The sequence below is a fragment of the Streptomyces sp. NPDC048514 genome (assembly GCF_043199955.1).
GTDB lineage: Bacteria > Actinomycetota > Actinomycetes > Streptomycetales > Streptomycetaceae > Streptomyces.
This window is the reverse complement of the sequence record NZ_JBICWT010000007.1, coordinates 168,283-189,216: the sequence shown is the minus strand read 5'-3', so window position 1 is coordinate 189,216 and position 20,934 is coordinate 168,283. Positions and strand designations below refer to the sequence as shown.

Here is a 20,934-nt window from a genome sequence, read left to right as displayed (position 1 = left end):
TGAAAAGTGACCCGGACTCGGATGACGCGCGCACCGCGCCGATCACGACGCGGGTGAACTCCCCGGCGGTACACGCGGGTTGCGGGGCGCGCCGCGGATCCGCCACGCGCCCGCGCCCCGCCTGAGGACGGTCAGCCCACGGACGAGTAGGCGACGACACCCCGCAGCAGCTGATCCACGGCCTTGCGCGCGGTCTTCGCCACGGTCGACCCCTCGATCGGGGCCGCCGCCGAGATCTGCCCCAGCACGTCGATCACCTGCTTGCACCAGCGCACGAAGTCGCCCGCGGGCATCTCCGCCTCGCGCAGCACCTCGTCGAGGCCCTTCCCGGAAGCCCACATGTACGCGGACCAGGCGAACCCGAGATCCGGCTCCCGCTGGCCGACCCCCTCGGTCTGGTTGATCCGGAAGTCCTCTTCCAGAGCATCGAGCCGGCCCCAGATCCGGACCATCTCACCGAGCGCGGCCTTCGCCTTGCCCGAGGGCAGCTTGGGCGCCATGGCGTCGTCACCGACCCGGGACTCGTACACCAGGGCCGAGACGCAGCCGGCCAGTTCGGCGGGGGTGAGGCCCTCCCAGACGCCCTCGCGCAGGCATTCGCTGGCCAGCAGGTCGAGTTCGCCGTAGAGCCGGGCGAGCCGCTTGCCGTGCTCGGTGACCTCGTCACCGCGCAGGTAGTCCATCTCGGTCAGCAGCGCCACGATCCGGTCGAACGTCCGCGCGATGGTGTTCGTGCGGCCCTCGATCCTGCGCTCCAGCTGGGAGGTGTCACGCAGCAGCCGGTGATAGCGCTCGGCCCAACGGGCATGGTCCTCACGGTCGTCGCACCCGTGGCACGGATGCGCCCGGATCGCGGTGCGCAGCCGGGCGATCTCGCGGTCGTCCGCGGCCTGCGACCGCTTCTTGCGCGCCCGCTCCGGAGGAATGTGCCCGGCCTTGGTGCGCAGCGCCGAGGCGAGGTCCCGGCGGGACTGCGGCGAACGCGGGTTGAAGTTCTTCGGGATCCGCATCCGGTCCAGCGGCTCCACCGGCACCGGGAAGTCCATGGACGCCAGCCGCTTGACCTGCCGTTCGGCGGTCAGCACCAGTGGGCGCGGGCCGTCGTGATGGTCGAGGCCGCGGTGGCCGTTGGACCGGCCGGCCGGGATGCCGGGGTCGAGGACCAGCGCGAGCCCCGCGTACTTGCCCGTCGGCACGTGGATGACGTCCCCCGGCTTCAGCTTCTCCAGCGCTACGGCGGCCTCGGCTCGCCGCTCGTTCGCGCCCTGCCGGGCCAGGTCGGTCTCGCGGTCCTTCAGCTCGCGGCGCAGCCGCGCATACTCCTCGAAGTCGCCGAGGTGGCAGGTCATGGAGGCCTTGTAGCCCTCCAGGCCCTCCTCGTTGCGCTGCACCTGGCGCGAGATCCCGACGACCGACTTGTCCGCCTGGAACTGCGCGAACGAGGTCTCCAGCAGCTCGCGGGAGCGGTGCCGGCCGAACTGCTCGACCAGGTTGACCGCCATGTTGTACGACGGCTTGAAGCTGGAGCGCAGCGGATAGGTGCGCGTGCCCGCGAGACCGGCCAGGTGCTCGGGGCTCATACCGCGCTGCCACAGCACGACGGCGTGGCCCTCGACGTCGATGCCCCGCCGGCCGGCCCGGCCCGTCAGCTGCGTGTACTCGCCCGGCGTGATGTCGGCGTGCTGCTCGCCGTTCCACTTGACGAGCTTCTCCAGCACCACCGAACGGGCGGGCATGTTGATGCCGAGCGCGAGGGTCTCGGTCGCGAACACGGCCTTGACCAGGCCGCGCACGAACAGCTCCTCGACGACCTCCTTGAAGGTCGGCAGCATGCCGGCGTGGTGGGCGGCGATGCCCCGCTCCAGGCCCTCCAGCCACTCGTAGTAGCCGAGGACGTGCAGATCCTCCGTCGGGATGGAGGCGGTGCGCTCCTCGACCAGGGCCCGGACCTCCTCCCGCGCCTCCTCGTCGTTGAGCCTCAGGCCCGCGTACAGGCACTGCTGGACGGCGGCCTCGCAGCCGGCGCGGCTGAAGATGAAGGTGATGGCGGGCAGCAGCCCCTCGGCGTCGAGCCGCTCGATGACCTCCGGCCGGCCCGGCGTCCACACGCGCGAGCGCTGCCTGCGCTCCCGCTCCCGGTCGGCCTCGCGCATCGCCCGGCCGCGCCGCCGGTCCTGGTACGACGGCCGGGTGGCCTCCATGCGGGCCAGCCGGGCGAGATCGGGGTTGACGGCCTTCTTGTGGCCCTCGCCCTCCTCGAACAGGTCGTACATCCGTCGCCCGGCGAGCACGTGCTGGAACAGCGGCACGGGCCGGTGCTCGGAGACGATCACCTCGGTGTCGCCGCGGACCGTGTCCAGCCAGTCACCGAACTCCTCGGCGTTGGACACGGTCGCCGACAGCGACACCAGCGTCACCGACTCGGGCAGGTGGATGATCACTTCCTCCCAGACCGCGCCGCGGAAGCGGTCGGAGAGGTAGTGCACCTCGTCCATGACCACATGGCCGAGGCCGAGGAGGGTCTGCGAGCCGGCGTACAGCATGTTCCGCAGGACCTCGGTGGTCATCACGACCACCGGGGCGTCCGAGTTCACGCTGTTGTCGCCGGTGAGCAGCCCGACCTTGTCCGCGCCGTAGCGGCGGCACAGGTCGGCGTACTTCTGGTTCGACAGCGCCTTGATGGGGGTCGTGTAGAAACACTTCTTGCCCTGCGCGAGGGCGAGGTGGACGGCGAACTCGCCCACGATCGTCTTGCCCGAACCGGTGGGGGCGGCCACGAGCACGCCCTTGCCGGCCTCGAGTGCCTTGCAGGCCTCGATCTGGAAGGGGTCGAGGCCGAAGTCGTACATCTCGCGGAAGGACGCGAGCGCGGTGGCCTGCTCGGCTGCCCGCCTGCGGGCCGCCGCGTACCGCTCGGCCGGTGAGAGGTCCTCTGTCATCGTGCTTTCGAGCGTACCGGGCCACACCGACAACAGGACGATCATTATCCGGAACGTGCACGGAACGTGGACGGAGCGAGAGAACACGCATGCCCTCGTCCCGAGGGGGACGAGGGCAGCACGCGGCAGCGGATCGGCGCGGGATCAGGTCACGTCGTCGTAGCCGTTGACCCGGTCCGTGCGCGTCTGCTCCGGTAGCGCACGCGCGGCCGGAACGGGTTCGATCTCGCCGATGTCCCCGGGCGTGAGGTCCAGCTCCGACGCCTCGTCGTCACCGGGGCCCGTGGCCTCGCGGCGGGCCCGGCGCCGGTCGTTGAGCACGGCGATGGCCACGGCGATGAAGTAGAGCGCCCAGATCGGCGCCGCCAGCGCCAGCATCGTCATCGGATCGGGGCTCGGCGTCGCCACGGCCGCGAAGGCGGTGATGCCGACGACCATGCCGCGCCACCAGCCCGCCATGCGCCGGCCGGACAGCACACCGGTGAGGTTCAGCATGACCAGCAGCAACGGCATCTCGAACGCGAGGCCGAAGACGACCACCATGCGGGTGACCAGGTCCAGCAGGTCGTCCAGCGGCAGCAGGTTCTCGGCACCACTGGGCGTCAGGTCGATCATGAACTTCGCCGTGGTGGGCAGCACGTTGAACGCGAGGTAGCCGCCACCGAGGAACAGCGGGAAGCCGAAGGCGACGAAGGCGTAGGCGTACTTCTTCTCGTTGCCGTGCAGCCCCGGCGCGACGAAGGCCCACAGCTGGTAGAGCCAGACCGGCGACGCGAGCACCACGCCGGCCATCAGCGCGACCTTCAGGGCAAGGGTGAACGGCGCCAGCAGGCCACTGACGGTGAGATGCGCGCAGTGGACGTTCTTGGACTTGGCCAGCTCCCCGAAGGACTGGTGACAGCCGATCTCGTCGAGCACCGGCTGGGTGATGAAATCGATGATGTCTCGGTAGAAGAAAGCCGCGACGATCGTGACGACCAGGATCGCGAGAACACCCTTCGCGAGCCGGTTGCGCAGCTCACGCAAGTGATCCGCGAGCGGCATCCGCCCCTCGGGATCACTCTCCTTCTTGCGGGCAGACTTGAGCAACCCACATCCTCATCTCGTGCAGCGGACCGGATGCCCCCGGCCCTCGCCTCAGCGCTGGGTCGTGTCCGTCGGCTCGTTGACCGGACGAGCGCTGGTCACGTCGCCGGGAGAGGCCTGGATCGTGCGCTGAGCCGGAGCGGGCTCCTCGGTGGACTGGGCGGTGCCTGCGGGCTGCTTGCCGTCGTCCTTCATCGCCTTCGCCTCGCTCTTCAGGATGCGGGCGGACTTGCCGAGCGAGCGCGCCATGTCCGGAAGCTTCTTGGAGCCGAACACGAGGACGATCACCACAACGAGGAGCAGCAGGTGCCACGGCTCAAGTCCATTGCGGAACATAAAATTCACCTTCTCATCGAGGCGGGCACGTCCGACAGGTCGGACATTCGTCCGAACGTCATGCTGGCAGCGATCGTAACGCCTGGGGATGAACGCGGAACAATCCCTGGGCGTACTCCTGCTCTGCGGACCGCGCCTCGTCCCGGGCCGCGACCAGCAGCGTACCTGGCCGGGTGGGTGAGGTGACAGGGCGAAGTGACCGACGGCGCACCCGCACCGGTACGCACAGGACGTACGCGCCACGCTCAGAGGGCGTCCGCCGAACGGGCCGCGCTCACGGCCGCCCGCTCCAGATCGTCGGCCGCCCTGCTGATACGGCGCCCGGATTCCGCGACCTGCAGCCCGAGACGGCGCGCCTCGAGGAAGACCCGGACGGCGAGCACCCCCAGCACGGCGAGACCCAGGAAACCCACGGCTACCGCGAACATCGGCCAGAACATGGCGCCGAGCCTAGACCGTCCCGCGCCGCGCGCCGCAGCCGGCTACGCCGTGGAGTGCAGCCGCAGCGTCCGCACCCCGCCACCGGTGAGCAGCTCGACGATGCGCTCACCGGCCGGCTTGCGGACCGCGGCGCCGCACTCGGGGCAGGTGAAGGAGTAGAACGTCGTACGGCTGGTGGCGCCGATGGCCAGGCGCAGGGCGCTCGCGCCGAGCTCGAAGCGGCCCCGGCAGTCCGGGCAGCCGGCCCGGAACACCACGGGAACCACTCTCCGCATCCCCGCGAAGGCGGCCGCCACCGTCATCTCTCCCGCACCGGACACCAAAGACTCGCTCAAAGCCCTCGCCCCTCGCTTTCCGAACGTCCGCCCTCGCCGCGCCGCAGCCGGCGCGGCTCACTCGCGCCCTTCGTGCCCCTCGCCCGGCCCCACGGCGACCGCCCGCTCCGCCCCCGGCGGCGCGTCGTACGCCGACAGGGCCTCGCGGGCCGCCCGGCGGGCGCTGTCGGCCAGCTCGGGCGGGGAGACGATCCTGCCGTCACGGCCGAGCCGCAGCGCCAGCCGGCGCAGCGAGGCCGGATCCGGCGTACGCAGGGTGATACGCAGCCCGCCGCCGGGAAGCTCATCGGCGCTGTCGTGCGGGTAGTACTCGGCGACCCAGCGGCCGCCGGGCCCCACCTCGACGACGACCTCGGGATCCTCGGCGGCCGGCTGCACCAGGGCCTCGGACAGGTCGCGCAGCTCCATCTCGGGCGGCGCGGACGGCTCGTCGAGGATCCTGATCTCCGCGACCCGGTCGAGCCGGAACGTACGCCGGGCCTCGCTGCGGCGGCACCAGGCCTCGACATAGGTGTGACCGACGCTGACCAGGCGGATCGGGTCGATCTCGCGCTCGGTGACCTCGTCACGGGCCGGCGAGTAGTACCGGATCCACAGCCGGCGGCGCTCGGAGATCGCCCGGTCGACGTCGGCGAAGACCCCGCCCTCGGACTCGAACGTGACCGACAGGCGGGCACTGGCGCCGGCCGCCTCACCGGCCGCCGTCTCCACCTTGGCGGTGGCCCGCAGCAGGGCCTGGCGGTCCCCCTCCCGCAGGCCCGGCAGGGTGGCCACCGCGCGGGCCGCCACCAGCAGCGCGGTCGCCTCGTCGGCGGCCAGCCGGAGCGGTTCGGCCGCGTCCTCGCCGAGCGCGGCCGGGTTGTGCCACCAGATGCGCTCACCGTCGGTGTCGATGTCCAGCAGATCGCCGCCCCGGAAGCTGGTTCCGCACATGGGCAGCAGATCGAGGTCGCCGACCAGCTCGTCCTCGGTGATGCCGAAGGCGCGCGCGACATCCGCGATCCGGGCGCCGGGACGCTCCCGGAGGTAGGTCACCAGCGACAGCATCCGCCGCGTCTGGTCGATGGCGTTCACGGGCCTGGCCGGTTTGCCTGCCACAGTCCTGCTCCCCCTCAGCCCTTGGCCACGGCACGCAGCCGGTCCACCACGTCCGCGCGCAGCTCGGCCGGCTCGAGCACCACCACGTCCGGGCCGAACTCCACCAGCCAGGCGTCCAGACCGTGCCCGTACGGAATCTCCAACTCGTCCCAGCCGTCACCGAGTTCCCGGACCTTGACGGCCTTCGCCCGAAGGGGGTAGCCGGCGCCGGAGCGCAGCCGGATCAGCGCCGACCGGTCGGCGATCTCACCGGCCCAGCTCGCAACGGTCTCCCGCACCGTGACGACATCCGGCACGGGCGCGGTGAAACCCGTACCCCGGGAACGGACCCTGCCGGTGATCCGGGACAGCCGGAACACGCGCTCGGCCCCCCGGTCGCGGTCGAACCCGGCCAGGTACCAGTGACCGCGCCAGCACTCCAGCGCCCACGGCTCGACGTGCCGGGGCTCGGGACGGGCCGCCGACGCCTTGCGGTAGTCGAAGAGGACCGGCCGGCGGTCGCGGCAGGCCAGCATCAGCGGCTCGAAGGCCGCCTCGTGCACCGGGATGCGCGGCTCCAGAGCACCGTGCGCCCCGTACGGGTCGACGTCCTCGGGCAGGCCCGCGGCGCGCAGCTTCTGCAGGGCACCGCTGGCCGCGCCGGCCAGCCGGGCCTGCTGCCAGACCTTGGCCGCCAGCCCCAGGGCGGCGGCCTCCTCGGCGTCCAGGGTGATGGCCGGCAGCCGGTTGCTGTCACGGCGGGCGAGGTAGCCGATCTCACCGTCGAGGTTCTCCACGGTCTCGATCACCAGACCCAGCTCGCGCAGGTCGTCCTTGTCCCGCTCGAACATCCGGTTGAAGGAGTCGTCACTCCCGGCTTCGAGGTAGGCCTCGACGGACTCGCGCAGCTCGCGCTTGCTGAGCGGCCGCCGCGTCCCGAGCAGACACAGCGCGAGGTTCATCAGCCGCTCGGCCTTGGCAATGGCCATCGACGCCCTTCGCCTTCCCTATGGTGCTTCCGACCGATGACCGTACCGCTCCCGAGCGGCGGGACAAAGCCGGAGCCGGGAAGGCGGTCCCGCCCGGTCGGCGGAGGACGGCGAAGAGGGCCCGTGCACACGGCACGGGCCCTCTTCCGACCGGATCCGGTCAGCGCTTGGTCACGCCCACCAGGTCACAGACGAAGATCAGCGTCTCGCCCGGGGCGATACGGGCACCGGCGCCACGGTCGCCGTAGGCGAGGCGCGCCGGGATGACCAGCTGGCGGCGGCCGCCGACCTTCATGCCCTGCACACCCTTGTCCCAGCCCGCGATGACCTGGCCGACACCGAGCTGGAAGTCCAGCGCGCTGCCGCGGTTCCAGGAGGCGTCGAACTCCTCGCCGGTGGAGAACGCGACGCCCACGTAGTGGACCTTGACGAAGTCGCCGGCCTTGGCCTCCTCGCCGTCGCCCTCCCAGATGTCCTTGATCTCGAGGTCAGCCGGGGGCTCGCCGCCCGGGAAGTCGATCTCGGGCTTCTCGATGCTCACGTCAAAAGCTCCTGCTTGTGTACGACACGAAACGCGCACAGTCTTTCATCCCGGCGGCTCTCCCGCCCGCCACGGGCGCGCCAGCGCCCTACATCGCCGCCAGGATGTCCACCGTGAACACCAGGGTCGCGCCCTTCTTGATGACCCCGCCGCTCGGCGGGTTGTCGCCGTAGCCCAGCTCGGGCGGCACCACGATCAGGACGCGGCTGCCGACCTTCTTGCCGGTCAGGCCCTGCGCCAGACCCTTGACCGTCTGCTCCATCTGCTCGACCGAGAACTGGCTGAGCCGACCCGAGTCATAGGTCTGCTGGAACGTCTTGCCGCCGTCCCAGACCAGGCCCTGGAACTGGCACAGCACCGTCTGGTCGGCCTTCACCGGCGCGCCGTCACCCTCCAGGACATAGGCCGACACGAGCTTCGACGGCGGGGAGGTCTTCGGCACGGTGACCTTCGGCACCTTGCCGTCGGTGTTCGTGCCCACCTTCGGCAGGGCGGCGTCGTTCTGCGCGACCGGCTTGCCCTGGGCGGAACTCTTGGAGTTGAAGGACTCGACCAGGTCGATCACGAACACCAGCGTGTCGGTGCCCTTGATACCCGCCTGCGGCTGACCCGACTTGCCGTAGCCGTAGGCGGGCGGCACGGCGATCTCGATCCGGCTGCCGATCTTCTTGCCCGCCAGCGCGTACCGCCAGCCGTCGATGATGGTGCCCTGCGCGAGCTGCATGAGCAGCGGCCGCCCACGGTCGTAGGAGTTGTCGAAGACCTTGCCCGTGCTCCAGATCTGGCCCAGGTAGTTCGCCTCGACGAACTCGTTCTCCGCGACCGGCCGGCCACTGCCCGCGATCAGCGTCTTCACCGCGAGGTTCTTCGACGGCTCCCCCGGCCCCTTGGCGATGGTCGGCTTCTCACCGAACTTCACACCCGCCGTGACCGCCGGCAGCGGCCCGTCCACGATCTTCGGCGGCGGCGCACTCGACGGCGACGACGATGCGCTGGCCTTGCTGGAAGCGGACTTGTCGTCGCCGCATCCGGCGACGGTGACCAGACCTGCGGGAAGAGCGGCGAGGAGAAGTGAGCGTCGGCGCACGGAAGAGCCTCGTAATCGGTCGATCTTGTGGATGGCGTGCGCGCAACTCTACGGCGTGAGTCGGGCGCCGTACGGGAAACGTACGGCGCCCGTGTGGCGTTCCGGCGTTTCGGTGCCCGAACGCTTGACTCGGCACATGTCGCTACATTCCGGCGATCAGCTTCTCCACCCGGTCGTCCACCGAACGGAACGGGTCCTTGCACAACACGGTGCGCTGCGCCTGGTCGTTGAGCTTCAGATGCACCCAGTCGACCGTGAAGTCCCGGCGCTGCTCCTGGGCCCGCCGGATGAAGTCGCCGCGCAGCCGGGCGCGAGTGGTCTGCGGGGGAACCGACTTGCCCTCGAAGATCTTCAAGTCGTTGCAGATCCGGGCGGCTTGCCCCTTCTTCTCCAGCAGGTAGTACAGGCCACGACGACGGTGGATGTCGTGGTAGGCGAGGTCTATCTGCGCGACCCGCGGATGCGACATCGTCATGTTGTGCTTGGCCCGGTACCGCTCGATGAGCTTGTACTTCATGACCCAGTCGATCTCGGTGGCGATCCGGTCCAGCTCCTCGTTCTCGATCGCCTCGAGCGTGCGGCCCCACAGCTCCAGGACCTGCGCGACCGTCCCCGTACGGATCCCCCGGCGGTCGCAGAAGTCCACGGCCTTGTCGAAGTACTCGCGCTGCACCTCCAGCGCCGACGCCTCCCGGCCACTGGCCAGACGCACCTTGCGCCGGCCCGTGATGTCGTGGCTGACCTCGCGGATCGCCCGGATCGGGTTCTCCAGCGTCAGGTCACGCATCACCGTGCCCGCCTCGATCATGCGCAGCACCAGGTCGGTGGCACCGACCTTCAGCAGCATCGTCGTCTCCGACATGTTCGAGTCGCCGACGATGACGTGCAGCCGGCGGTAGCGCTCGGCGTCCGCGTGCGGCTCGTCCCGGGTGTTGATGATGGGCCTCGAACGCGTCGTCGCCGAGGAGACGCCCTCCCAGATGTGCTCCGCACGCTGGCTGACGCAGTACACCGCCCCGCGCGGCGTCTGCAGCACTTTGCCCGCGCCGCACAGCAGCTGCCTGGTCACCAGGAAGGGAATGAGGATGTCCGCGAGCCGGGAGAACTCCCCGTGCCGCGCCACCAGATAGTTCTCGTGGCAGCCGTAGGAGTTGCCCGCCGAATCGGTGTTGTTCTTGAAGAGGTAGACGTCGCCCGCGATTCCCTCCTCGTGCAGGCGTCGTTCCGCGTCCACCAGGAGTCCTTCGAGAATGCGCTCGCCGGCCTTGTCGTGGGTGACCAACTCGGTCACGTTGTCACATTCGGGTGTCGCGTATTCCGGATGTGAGCCCACGTCGAGATAGAGCCGGGCGCCGTTTCGCAGAAAGACATTGCTGCTGCGGCCCCATGACACGACACGGCGGAAGAGGTACCGCGCCACCTCGTCAGGAGACAGGCGGCGCTGTCCCCTGAACGTGCACGTGACGCCGTACTCGTTCTCCAGCCCGAAAATGCGGCGGTCCATGACTGAACATTACGCCCGATCCCCTGAGCTGAAACGGGGTTCGGCAGCTCGATTTGGATCAGTTTCCGATGAAGCCGCAACGACCGCGCCCCGCGCGGGAGCTGCGAGGACCCTTCCGGTACCCAGCAGGACCAGCAGGGACACGGCCCCCGCCGCACCCGGCAGCGCGAAACCCCACAGTGCGCCACCGGCCTGGACCACCGGCCCCGCCAGGCCCGTTCCCACCGAGGCACCCACGGTGAACGTCGTCACGAGCCACGAGAACGCCTCGGTGACCGTCCCCACCGGCGCGTGCCGGTCCACGATGATGAACGCACAGGCGATGCACGGCGCCAGGAACACCCCGGAGACCACACTCAGCAACACCATGGTGACCGCGCCCGGCATCAGCATCAGCGGCAGGTAACACACCGCCAGGAGTGCCACCAGCACACGCAGTCGCCGCTCGGGCACACCGGCCCACCGCCGCGCCCCGTACACGGTGCCACCGGCCAGCGCACCCAGCCCCAGCCCGGCCATCAGCCAGCCGTAGACCGCGTCACCGCCGTGCCCGTCGGCGTACGACACCGAGGCGACCGTGATGGAACCCAGCGCGATCCCGACGAACAGGAAGGCCGCGAGCAGCGCCACCAGGCCCGGCGAACGCAGGGCACCCAGCCAGTGTGCCTCGCGCGGGGCCGAGCGCCACGCACGCGAGGGCGGCGAGAGGACCACCGACAGCGCGCCCAGCACCCCCAGCAGGTTCAGCACCAGCAGGGCGGCACGCTCGTCCCACAGGGACGCGCACAGCGTCACCAGCAGCGGCCCGACCGTGAACATGATCTCCTGCGCGACCGCGTCCATGGCGTACGCCGTGTGCACCTGCTCCTCGCGGCGCAGCACCGACGGCCACAACGCCCGCAGACCGCCCTCCAGCGGCGGGGCGAACAGGCCGGCCGCCGCCACGGCCGCATAGGCGAGCGGCAGCGGATCGGTGCCGGACACCGCGAAGACGGACATGGCCAGCGCCGCGAGGACCGCCGCCGGCAGCTGCACCCGCGGCTGCCCGTGCAGGTCCACCAGCCGGCCCAGCACCGGCTGGCCGACGGCGTTGGCGACGCCGTAGACGGCCGCCAGCGCGCCCGCCAGGCTGTAGGTACCGCCCTCGGCGCGCACGAACAGCACCAGCGCGATCGCCGCGGTCGCGTTGGGCAGCCGGCCCACCAGCGTGCCGGTGAGCAGCCGCGTCGCGTGCCGCGCCCGCAGGATCTCCAGATATCCCGTGGCCATCTGCCGCCCTCCCGCGACCCGCCCCGGGCGTCTCGACGGCCCGGAGTTTTACGTATAACGTCTTCTCCCATACGTACCATGTGCGCTGTTCACACGTCCAGACGACCGGGAGTGAGCCGAGGGCTCGCCGGAACCGGCACCGGGACGCGAGCGCGCCGAGGCCCCACCGGCTTGAGCACGACCGCGGCCCCGGCACCGGCCCGCACCCCCGCAGGCGAACGACCACCGAAGAGGAGCACGCCCACGGTGGCACCCAGCAACACGCGCCCGACCAGCCGTGACGTCGCCCAGGCGGCCGGAGTCTCCCAGGCCGCCGTCTCCCTCGTCCTGGGCGACAAATGGCGCGGCCGCGTCTCCGCGGCCACCGCCGAACGCGTCCGCGAAGCCGCCCGCGACCTCGGCTACCGCCCCAACCTCGCCGCCCGCAACCTCCGCCTCGGCCACACCCGCACCGTCCTCCTCGTCGTCCCCGCCCTGACCACGGAGTTCTTCGCCGGCGTCTACACCGGCGCCGCCCGCGTGGCCGCCGAACACGGCTTCGGCGTCGTCCTCTACCCCTCCCCCGAAGGCGTCGGCCCCGCCCGCGACCCCTTCGCCTCCGCACAAGCCGCCCTGGACGGCGTCATCGCCTCCTCCATGGCCGCCGACGCCCTCACCGCCATCCGCGGAGACCAGCTGCCCCTCGTCATGCTCGACAGCGACCCCGACGGCAGCCTCGGCGCCGCCACCGTCAACCTGGACATCGCCGACGGCGTCCGCCAGGTCGCCGACCACCTCCTCGGCCTCGGCCACCGCCACGTCCTCCACCTCGCCGCGGACGTACCCTCCTGGACCTTCGAAGTCCGCGCACGCGAACTCGCGGCCCGCATGGCCGCCGTACCGGGCACCCGGATCACCACCGCCCCCGCCCCGATCTCGATCGACGGCTCCCTCGCCGCCACCGAAGCCGCCTTCACCACCCCCGGCCCCCGCCCGACCGCCGTGATCTGCGACGACGACAAACTCGCCGCCGGCGCCTACAAGGCCCTGCGCCGCCTCGGCCTGCGCATCCCCGACGACGTCTCCGTCACCGGCCTGGACGACCTCGCCCTCGCCACCGCCCTCGACCCCGAACTCACCACCGTGCGACTCGACGCCGAACTCTTCGGCGAACGCGGCATGCAAGCCCTCCTCGCCGTCCTGGAGCACCGCCGGCCCGAACGCGCGGACATCCCCGTCCACCTCGTCGTCCGAGGCTCCACGGCGCCACCACGGACCGCATGACGCCCTCCCCAGCCCACCCGAACGTGCGTGTGCCCCGGCCGGAAGCACCGGCCGGGGCACACGCACACGGGAACGAGCGGGCGGACTACTCCTCCTCGGAGCCCTCCTCCTCGGAGCTCTCCGCCTCGGTCGCCGCACCCTCCGCCGCCAGCAGACGGGACAACTGACGGCCGACGATGCGCTTGAACTTGCGCTTCTGCGGACGCGTACGGTCCAGCACCGCCACCTCCAGCCGCTCGGCGGGGATCTCCCGCTCACTGCCGTTGGTGTCCCGGGACAGCGCCTGCACGGCCAGCTTCAGCGCCTCCGCCAGACTCATGCCGTCCCGGTGCTGCTGGTCCAGGAAGCTGCTGATCTGCTCGGCGTTGCCACCCACCGCGACCGAACCGTGCTCGTCCACGATCGACCCGTCGTGCGGCAGCCGGTAGATCTGGTCGCCCTCCGGGGTCTCCCCCACCTCGGCCACCACCAGCTCCACCTCGTACGGCTTCTCGGCCGCGGAGGAGAAGATCGTGCCGAGGGTCTGGGCGTAGACGTTCGCCAGACCGCGCGCGGTGACGTCATCCCGGTCGTAGGTGTAACCACGCAGGTCGGCGTAGCGCACACCGCCGATGCGCAGATTCTCGTACTCGTTGTACTTACCGGCGGCCGCGAAGCCGATCCGGTCGTAGATCTCGCTGAACTTGTGCAGCGCGCGGGACGGGTTCTCACCGACGAACACGATGCCGTCGGCGTACTGCAGCACGACCAGGCTGCGGCCCCGGGCGATGCCCTTGCGGGCGTACTCCGCCCGGTCGGCCATGGCCTGCTGAGGTGAGACATAGAACGGCGTCGACACCGGTTATCCGTCCCTTTCTGTCATGGTCACTGGATCACCTTGCACGAGAAACCGCACGCTCAGAGCAGAGCGGCCTTCGGACCGTCGGGCTCCTCGAGGCGCCGCTGGAGCACCGAACGGGACAGCTCGGACGTCTCCTCCTCGGTGAGCCGGCGGAAACCGTCCTCGGTGATCACGGTGATGATCGGGTAGATCCGGCGGGCGACATCGGGACCACCGGTCGCCGAGTCGTCGTCGGCCGCGTCATAGAGGGCCTGCACCACCAGTGTGGCCGCCTGCTCCTCGGACAGGTCGTCACGGAACAGCTTCTTCATGGCGCCACGCGCGAAGACCGAGCCCGACCCCGTGGACGCGAAGTTGTGCTCCTCGGAGCGGCCGCCCGTGACGTCGTAGGAGAAGATGCGCCCCCTCTCCCGGTCGACGTCGTACCCCGCGAAGAGCGGGACGACGGCCAGACCCTGCATCGCCATGCCGAGGTTGGACCGGATCATCGTCGACAGCCGGTTCGCCTTGCCCTCCAGCGACAGCTGGGCACCCTCGACCTTCTCGAAGTGCTCCAGCTCCAGCTGGAAGAGCTTGACCATCTCCACCGCGAGACCGGCCGTGCCGGCGATGCCCACGGCCGAGTACTCGTCCGCCGGGAACACCTTCTCGATGTCCCGCTGGGCGATGACGTTGCCCATGGTCGCCCGGCGGTCACCCGCGAGCACCACGCCCCCGGGGAAGGTGACGGCGACGATCGTCGTCCCGTGCGGCGCCTCGATGACGCCCTGGGTGCGCGGCAGCTGCCGGTTCCCGGGCAGCATCTCCGGCTGGTGCTCGGAGAGGAAGTCCATGAAGGAGGAGGATCCTGGCGTCAGGAAGGCAGCTGGTAGACGCCCGGTGCTACGAGTGTTGGCTTCCACGCGTTTCCTTCCACGTATGCAGCAGCCCGCCTTATGGCCTCGGGCTGATCCTTGAACTGCCCCAGTGCAGCGTTGCAGCTGAAGCACAGTACGCCACGGACCCTACCCGTCTCATGGCAGTGATCCACATGTGTGGCCGGGACCGCAAGACCCATGCAGCAGACGCCACCTTGAGAGGCCACCGACCCCTCACGCTCGGCCTCGGTGATGCCGTACCGACGCTTCGGACGGTCCTGCCGCGCACACGTGGCGCGGCAAGGCCTTGCAGCGGGTGGAGAGGCCGTCGGAAGCGGTCGCGTCGCGATGCCGTTCGATGTGCGGTTCGACCTGGCCACACGTGCGACAGAGCTTGTGGCCGGGGGAACCTCCGGTTTCTCCCGAACCGGCTTGCCCATGGCCTCCCGGCGCCGCCGGTGGTGCGCGGCGCTGTTGTCCGCCACGCACTCCCGGCGGTGCGCCCGGAGGCCGTCACGCCGGTTCCTGTCCCGCGCGAATGCCGCGAGGGACACGTCCCGTCCGCACCTCCCGCAGCGCTTCGCGTTCGGCTCGCCGGCCACTCCTGCCCCCCGACTCCTTCAATGTGAAGGAGAAAGCGCCGCTGCGCCTTTACTCGCCACCCTTTTGAACGAAGGACCTCACGAAATCCTCGGCGTTCTCCTCGAGTACGTCATCGATTTCGTCCAGGACGGAATCCACGTCGTCCGACAGCTTCTCGTGCCGTTCCTTGAGGTCCTCCGAGGCCTGTGCGTCCTGGGTCTGCTCCTCGGCCTGTTCGGTCGAGTGCGTCGCCTTCTGCTGGCCGCCGCCGGTGTCCTTGGTCGCCATAACCCTCACCCCGCTCAGTTCGCCTGCCGATCGGTGATGATCAGACCCTACAAGCCGGGTCCGACATCGGCCCCGCAGTTTCGGAGAACCTGCGGGGACCAACTCGATGATTCCCGGGCGGCGGGATTTCCACCCTGTCCGCCCGGGGCGGTTCGAGTACCCGCTGGTACGCCCGCCGATCGCGTTCAGTTGCCGGACAGGACCCTGACCAGGTCTTCCGCGGTGCGGCAGCGGTCCAGCAGTTCCTTGACGTGATTTCGCGTTCCGCGTAGCGGTTCCAGGGTTGGAACGCGCTGCAGCGAATCCCGGCCGGGGAGGTCGAAGATGACCGAGTCCCAGCTGGCCGCGGCGACGTCGTCCGCGTACTGCTCCAGGCAGCGGCCGCGGAAGTATGCCCGGGTGTCCTCCGGGGGCTTCGTGCGGGCCCGCTCGACCTCCTGCTCGTCCAGCAGGCGCTTGATGCGTCCGCGGGCCGCCAGGCGGTTGTAGAGGCCCTTCTCGGCCCGTACGTCGGCGTACTGGAGGTCTACGAGGTGCAGCCGGGCGGCGTCCCAGTCGAGGTCGTCCCGGCGGCGGTAGCCCTCCATCAGCTCCCGCTTGGCGACCCAGTCCAGTTCGCCGGCGAGGCTCATGGGGTCGTTCTCCAGCCGGGTGAGGGTGTCCTCCCACCGGCCGAGGACGTCCTTGGTCTGGTCGTCGGCGTCGGCGCCGTACCGCTCCTCGACGTATTTGCGGGCCAGTTCGTAGTACTCCATCTGCAGCTGGACCGCGGTGAGTGTGCGGCCGCTGCGCAGGGTGACCAGGCGCTTGAGTCCGGGGTCGTGGGAGACCTGGTGGAGCGTGCGCACGGGCTGGTCGACGGCCAGGTCGACCGCGATGAAGCCGTCCTCGATCATGGAAAGGACCAGGGCGGTCGTGCCCAGCTTGAGGTAGGTGGAGATCTCGGAGAGGTTCGCGTCGCCGATGATCACGTGGAGGCGGCGGTACTTCTCGGCGTCGGCGTGCGGCTCGTCGCGGGTGTTGATGATGGGCCGCTTGAGGGTGGTCTCCAGGCCGACCTCGACCTCGAAGTAGTCCGCGCGCTGGCTGAGCTGGAAGCCGTGTTCGTGGCCGTCCTGGCCGATGCCGACGCGGCCGGCGCCGGCGAAGACCTGGCGGGAGACGAAGAAGGGTGTCAGGTGGCGCACGATGTCCGAGAAGGGGGTCTCCCGCTTCATCAGGTAGTTCTCGTGCGTGCCGTAGGAGGCGCCCTTGTTGTCGGTGTTGTTCTTGTAGAGGTGGATGGGCTGGGCGCCGGGCAGCTGGGCGGCCCGTTCGGCGGCCTCGGCCATGATCCGTTCGCCGGCCTTGTCCCAGAGGACGGCGTCACGCGGGTTGGTGACCTCGGGCGCGCTGTATTCGGGGTGGGCGTGGTCGACGTAGAGCCGTGCACCGTTGGTGAGGATGACGTTGGCGAGGCCGATGTCCTCGTCGGTGAGCTGGCTGGAGTCGGCGGCCTCCCGGGCGAGGTCGAAGCCTCGCGCGTCCCGCAGCGGGTTCTCCTCCTCGAAGTCCCAGCGGGCCCGGCGGGCCCGGTGCATCGCCGCCGCGTAGGCGTTGACGATCTGGGACGAGGTGAGCATGGCATTGGCGTTGGGGTGACCGGGGACGGAGATCCCGTACTCCGTCTCGATGCCCATTACTCGCCGTACGGTCATGCGGCCCTCCTTGCCCGGCGGCACCCTCGGTCGTGGGCGCCGCTCAAGTACCGCTGGCGCTCCGGTGCGTGTGCGGTGCCCGTCCCCGCACTGCGCGACTCGGCGGTAGGAACGAGCCTAGAACGCCTTTGCGCTGGTGGGGAGATCATTTGCGTCATTGGCTGCTCCGGTCGTGGCCTGAAAAACGCAAGGGCTGCGGGTACCCGGTGAGGGCACCCGCAGCCGCCCTGCTTTTACAGGTACTGACCGGTGTTCGCCACCGTGTCGATGGAGCGTCCGGTGTCCGCGCCCTGCTTTCCGGTGATGAGGGTGCGGATGTACACGATCCGTTCGCCCTTCTTTCCGGAGATGCGGGCCCAGTCGTCGGGGTTGGTGGTGTTGGGCAGGTCTTCGTTCTCCTTGAACTCGTCCACGCAGGCCTGGAGGAGGTGGGAGACGCGGAGGCCCTTCTGGGTCTTTTCCAGGAAGTCCTTGATCGCCATCTTTTTGGCGCGTCCGACGATGTTCTCGATCATGGCGCCGGAATTGAAGTCCTTGAAGTAGAGGACTTCCTTGTCGCCGTTGGCGTAGGTGACCTCCAGGAAGCGGTTCTCCTCGGACTCGGCGTACATCTGCTCGACCGCCGTCTGGATCATGCTCTGGACGGTGGTGGTCCTGTCGCCGCCGTGCTCGCCGAGGTCGTCGGTGTGCAGCGGGAGGCGTTCGGTGAGGTACTTGCCGAAGATGTCCTTGGCGGCCTCGGCGTCGGGACGCTCGATCTTGATCTTCACGTCGAGTCGGCCGGGGCGCAGGATGGCGGGGTCGATCATGTCCTCGCGGTTCGAGGCGCCGATGACGACCACGTTCTGCAGGCCTTCCACGCCGTCGATCTCGGCGAGCAGCTGCGGGACGATGGTGTTCTCCACGTCCGAGCTGACGCCGGAGCCGCGGGTGCGGAAGAGGGACTCCATCTCGTCGAAGAAGACGATGACCGGGGTGCCCTCGCTGGCCTTCTCGCGGGCACGCTGGAAGACGAGGCGGATCTGCCGCTCGGTCTCGCCGACGTACTTGTTGAGCAGCTCGGGGCCCTTGATGTTGAGGAAGAAGCTCTTGCCGGCGGCCTGGCCGGTGACCTCGGCGACCTTCTTGGCCAGCGAGTTCGCGACGGCCTTGGCGATGAGTGTCTTGCCGCAGCCGGGGGGGCCGTAGAGCAGGACGCCCTTGGGCGGGCGCAGCTCGTGCTCCCGGAACAGGTCCGGGTAGAGGTAGGGCAGCTCGACCGCGTCGCGGATGGCTTCGATCTGGTTGCCGAGGCCGCCGATCTGCTCGTAGCCGATGTCGGGGACTTCTTCGAGGACGAGTTCTTCGACCTCGCTCTTGGGGACGACCTCGTAGACGTACCCGGAGCGGGGTTCGAGGAGGAGGGCGTCGCCGGGGCGGATGGTGACGTCCAGGAGCGGTTCGGCGAGCCGGACCACTCGTTCCTCGTCGGTGTGCCCCAGTACGAGGGCGCGCTCGCCGTCCTCGAGGATCTCCTTGAGGGTGACGATGTCGCCGACGCGCTCGTACTCCATGGCCTCGACCACGTTGAGCGCTTCGTTGAGCATGACTTCCTGGCCACGCCGCAGCTCGTCGAGCTCGACGCTGGGGCTCACGTTCACCCGGAGTTTGCGGCCGCCGGTGAAGATGTCGGCGGTGCCGTCCTCGATCGCCTGCAGGAAGACTCCGAAGCCGGCCGGCGGCTGGGCGAGCCGGTCGACTTCTTCCTTGAGGGCCACGATCTGGTCGCGGGCCTCGCGGAGGGTGTTGGCCAGTCTTTCGTTCTGGGCGGACACGCCGGCCAGGTTCGTCTGCAGCTCGACGATCCGCTCTTCGAGAATCCTCGTGTGTCGCGGAGAGTCGGCGAGCTTACGTCGCAGGACGGCGATCTCCTGCTCAAGGTAGGCGATCTGCCCGGCCGGGTCGTCGGACCCTCGTCCCGGGCGGATGCCGCGGTTCATGTCGTCGTCGTGGGCTGCCACGGTCCTCACCTCCTCCAAGGGGAGCTGGACGCTTCCAGACCCTACCTGGGTGGGTGTCGATTGAAACCCCTAGATCACAAAGACTGTCAAGGTGTGTCGTCGGTCACCCGGTGCGCTCTTCCTCGCACCCAGGGAATACCCACTCAACGTGATGTGGAAGCAGCTTGTTCCGTGCGCGGTGCGGCCAAAACCCTCCAGTCCTGGCCGGAGTTGTCCGTTCCGAGCCGGTGGGCCGGTATGCGGGCAGCCCGAACCGCGCTCGTGCGATCATCACGCAGAGCGATGTCACGGGTGCGCGGTGTCATTGCGGGTTCCGGCCCGAAGTGGTCGCCTCCGGGGCCGGGGTGCCCCCTCTCCTGGTCGCCCCCTCGTACCCGGGGCGGTCCGGGCGAAACCGGGGGCCGGGCGAAGGCGGCCGGAACCGGTGCGGGGCGCGGGGGTAGGGTCGGGTGTGTTCAACAGCCGCCGACGCGGACCTGGCTGGCCCTCGCGGCGCCGGGACCGCACGGCGAACCGACGGCAGGAGAGATGACCGTGCAGCAGGAGGCCCCGGGCGGCGAGGCACTGGAGGTCTGGATCGACCAGGACCTGTGTACCGGCGACGGGATCTGCGCCCAGTACGCCCCGGAGGTGTTCGAGCTGGACATCGACGGGCTGGCGTATGTGAAGGGCGCGGACGACGTGCTGCTGCAGGATCCGGGGGCGACTGCGCCGGTGCCGCTGCCGCTGCTCACGGACGTGGTGGACTCGGCGAAGGAGTGTCCCGGCGAGTGCATCCATGTGCGCCGGGTTTCGGACGGGTCCGAGGTGTACGGGCCCGGGGCCGAGTAGTCCCGGTCAGACGCCGTGCGCCCCGGCCTGGCCGGAGCGGACGAACGCGCCGTCCTTCCACTGCCAGGTGGCCGGGGTCTTCAGGTCGGGGCAGCAACTGGGCACGTCGGGCGTGGAGTAGCCGAGCAGGGTCGCGTCGACGGCGCGCGCGTGTATCGCGAAGTCGGTGACGGTGAGCCGGTCCTTGGGGTCCACGAGGGTGGCGACCAGTCGCGGGCTGCCGCCGGCGGCGGAGCGGGTGAGGACGTAGACGCCGTCCGGTGGGGTGCCCATGGGGGCGTCGCAGTGCACCACGGCGACGGTTTCCGGCCTGCCGTCGCCGTCGAGGTCACCGGTGGCCTTCTTCACGACGACCGCTTTGACGGGTCCGCAGTCCAGTGGGAAGTCGACGCCCGTCGTGCCGGGCGGCGCGACGGCGGCGGGGGCGGACTCGGTCCGGGTTCCGGTTGCGGACTGGGCGGCCGTGGCCGATCCGGGCTGCGCGACGGAGGAGAGGGCCACGACGCCGGCGACGGCGGTGGCCGTGGCGACCCAGTGGATGGGCCGGGTCTGGGTGTGGGCCAGCTCCGGAACGGCGGGGTGCTGCACTAGGAGTGTCTCCTGTGAGGGCTGTGCCGGTGGGAATGGCCAGCATGGTGCCACACCTCACAGTGCGGGGGAACGGCGGGGTCCGGGATTTCGCAGGCGGCACGCCCGTACCACGGGCCGGGGTCCGCGCAGGCGGCGCGCGCGTACGACGGGCCGGGGTCCGCGCAGGCGGCACGCGCGCGTAGCGGGTCCGGGGTTCTCCCGGGCGGCACGGCAGCGCGGGTCGCGTGGCGGGAGGCGAGGCGCCCGAGGGGTGTGGGCTGGGCGGCCGCGCGGCGGGCCGTCACCGGGTGTGGGGCGGGGGCGGTTGTGTGGGGCTGGTGCCGTGTCAAGAAGGAAGCGCCGTGGCCGAGTTCCCACTCTTCGGTGGGAACTCGGCCACG

The 20,934-nt window shown here is 70.1% G+C and carries 20 protein-coding genes; 2 read left to right on the top strand and 18 right to left on the bottom strand.

Features of this window, described 5'->3' with window-relative positions; genetic code table 11:
* Positions 1 to 131: 131 nt before the first annotated feature.
* The 11 genes from ACGFT2_RS17355 to ACGFT2_RS17305 all read right to left on the bottom strand — a co-directional run bounded on the left by ACGFT2_RS17355 (position 132) and on the right by ACGFT2_RS17305 (position 11,604).
* Entirely contained in the window at positions 132 to 2,984 is a 2,853-nt protein-coding gene (locus tag ACGFT2_RS17355) for a DEAD/DEAH box helicase (RefSeq protein ID WP_393278743.1), read from the bottom strand.
* A gap of 99 nt (positions 2,985 to 3,083) precedes the next feature.
* Entirely contained in the window at positions 3,084 to 4,028 is a 945-nt protein-coding gene (gene tatC, locus ACGFT2_RS17350) for a twin-arginine translocase subunit TatC (protein WP_393278741.1), read from the bottom strand.
* A gap of 48 nt (positions 4,029 to 4,076) precedes the next feature.
* A complete protein-coding gene (gene tatA, locus ACGFT2_RS17345) occupies positions 4,077 to 4,361 on the bottom strand; it encodes a Sec-independent protein translocase subunit TatA (protein WP_393278739.1) in 285 nt (94 codons plus the stop codon).
* Positions 4,362 to 4,606: 245 nt separating this feature from the next.
* On the bottom strand, positions 4,607 to 4,801 hold the full coding sequence (locus ACGFT2_RS17340) for a hypothetical protein (RefSeq protein ID WP_393278737.1): 195 nt from the start codon (positions 4,799 to 4,801) through the stop codon (positions 4,607 to 4,609).
* A gap of 42 nt (positions 4,802 to 4,843) precedes the next feature.
* Positions 4,844 to 5,137, bottom strand: a complete 294-nt coding sequence (locus ACGFT2_RS17335; RefSeq protein WP_393278735.1) for a hypothetical protein — start codon at positions 5,135 to 5,137, stop codon at positions 4,844 to 4,846.
* A gap of 57 nt (positions 5,138 to 5,194) precedes the next feature.
* Positions 5,195 to 6,235 (bottom strand): helix-turn-helix transcriptional regulator, encoded by a 1,041-nt coding sequence (locus tag ACGFT2_RS17330; protein ID WP_393278733.1) that lies wholly within the window; start codon positions 6,233 to 6,235, stop codon positions 5,195 to 5,197.
* 14 nt (positions 6,236 to 6,249) lie between these two features.
* Positions 6,250 to 7,203 (bottom strand): helix-turn-helix transcriptional regulator, encoded by a 954-nt coding sequence (locus ACGFT2_RS17325; protein WP_393278731.1) that lies wholly within the window; start codon positions 7,201 to 7,203, stop codon positions 6,250 to 6,252.
* Positions 7,204 to 7,363: 160 nt separating this feature from the next.
* Positions 7,364 to 7,744 (bottom strand): FKBP-type peptidyl-prolyl cis-trans isomerase, encoded by a 381-nt coding sequence (locus ACGFT2_RS17320; RefSeq protein WP_393278729.1) that lies wholly within the window; start codon positions 7,742 to 7,744, stop codon positions 7,364 to 7,366.
* Between the two features lie 88 nt (positions 7,745 to 7,832).
* Positions 7,833 to 8,831, bottom strand: coding sequence for an FKBP-type peptidyl-prolyl cis-trans isomerase (locus ACGFT2_RS17315; RefSeq protein WP_393278727.1), 999 nt, complete (start codon positions 8,829 to 8,831; stop codon positions 7,833 to 7,835).
* Between the two features lie 142 nt (positions 8,832 to 8,973).
* Positions 8,974 to 10,335: a Pup--protein ligase gene (gene pafA / locus ACGFT2_RS17310; protein ID WP_393278725.1), complete on the bottom strand. Its 1,362-nt coding sequence runs from the start codon at positions 10,333 to 10,335 to the stop codon at positions 8,974 to 8,976.
* A gap of 9 nt (positions 10,336 to 10,344) precedes the next feature.
* Positions 10,345 to 11,604, bottom strand: coding sequence for an MFS transporter (locus ACGFT2_RS17305; RefSeq protein WP_393278723.1), 1,260 nt, complete (start codon positions 11,602 to 11,604; stop codon positions 10,345 to 10,347).
* Between the two features lie 246 nt (positions 11,605 to 11,850).
* Here ACGFT2_RS17305 and ACGFT2_RS17300 point away from each other — a divergent pair, with 246 nt between their 5' ends.
* Positions 11,851 to 12,867 (top strand): LacI family DNA-binding transcriptional regulator, encoded by a 1,017-nt coding sequence (locus ACGFT2_RS17300; protein WP_393278721.1) that lies wholly within the window; start codon positions 11,851 to 11,853, stop codon positions 12,865 to 12,867.
* A gap of 85 nt (positions 12,868 to 12,952) precedes the next feature.
* Here the strand turns inward: ACGFT2_RS17300 and prcA are convergent, their stop codons facing one another.
* The 6 genes from prcA to arc form a co-directional block, all read right to left on the bottom strand.
* The gene (gene prcA, locus ACGFT2_RS17295) at positions 12,953 to 13,705 is read right to left on the bottom strand and encodes a proteasome subunit alpha (RefSeq protein WP_393278719.1); all 753 of its coding nucleotides are present in this window, start codon (positions 13,703 to 13,705) and stop codon (positions 12,953 to 12,955) included.
* Between the two features lie 59 nt (positions 13,706 to 13,764).
* Positions 13,765 to 14,610, bottom strand: a complete 846-nt coding sequence (gene prcB / locus ACGFT2_RS17290; protein WP_393278717.1) for a proteasome subunit beta — start codon at positions 14,608 to 14,610, stop codon at positions 13,765 to 13,767.
* The gene (locus tag ACGFT2_RS17285) at positions 14,562 to 15,005 is read right to left on the bottom strand and encodes an endonuclease VII domain-containing protein (protein ID WP_393279206.1); all 444 of its coding nucleotides are present in this window, start codon (positions 15,003 to 15,005) and stop codon (positions 14,562 to 14,564) included. Before ACGFT2_RS17285 ends, prcB begins: the two co-directional genes overlap by 49 nt.
* Positions 15,006 to 15,216: 211 nt before the next feature.
* Positions 15,217 to 15,435 (bottom strand): ubiquitin-like protein Pup, encoded by a 219-nt coding sequence (locus tag ACGFT2_RS17280; protein ID WP_161336727.1) that lies wholly within the window; start codon positions 15,433 to 15,435, stop codon positions 15,217 to 15,219.
* Positions 15,436 to 15,620: 185 nt separating this feature from the next.
* Positions 15,621 to 17,132, bottom strand: coding sequence for a depupylase/deamidase Dop (dop, locus tag ACGFT2_RS17275; protein ID WP_393278714.1), 1,512 nt, complete (start codon positions 17,130 to 17,132; stop codon positions 15,621 to 15,623).
* Positions 17,133 to 17,365: 233 nt separating this feature from the next.
* Positions 17,366 to 19,132: a proteasome ATPase gene (gene arc, locus ACGFT2_RS17270; protein ID WP_393278713.1), complete on the bottom strand. Its 1,767-nt coding sequence runs from the start codon at positions 19,130 to 19,132 to the stop codon at positions 17,366 to 17,368.
* A gap of 528 nt (positions 19,133 to 19,660) precedes the next feature.
* Between arc and ACGFT2_RS17265 the strand changes: the two genes are divergently transcribed.
* Positions 19,661 to 19,963 (top strand): ferredoxin, encoded by a 303-nt coding sequence (locus tag ACGFT2_RS17265; protein WP_393278711.1) that lies wholly within the window; start codon positions 19,661 to 19,663, stop codon positions 19,961 to 19,963.
* 6 nt (positions 19,964 to 19,969) lie between these two features.
* Here the strand turns inward: ACGFT2_RS17265 and ACGFT2_RS17260 are convergent, their stop codons facing one another.
* Positions 19,970 to 20,551: a hypothetical protein gene (locus ACGFT2_RS17260; RefSeq protein WP_393278709.1), complete on the bottom strand. Its 582-nt coding sequence runs from the start codon at positions 20,549 to 20,551 to the stop codon at positions 19,970 to 19,972.
* Positions 20,552 to 20,934 lie beyond the last annotated feature (383 nt).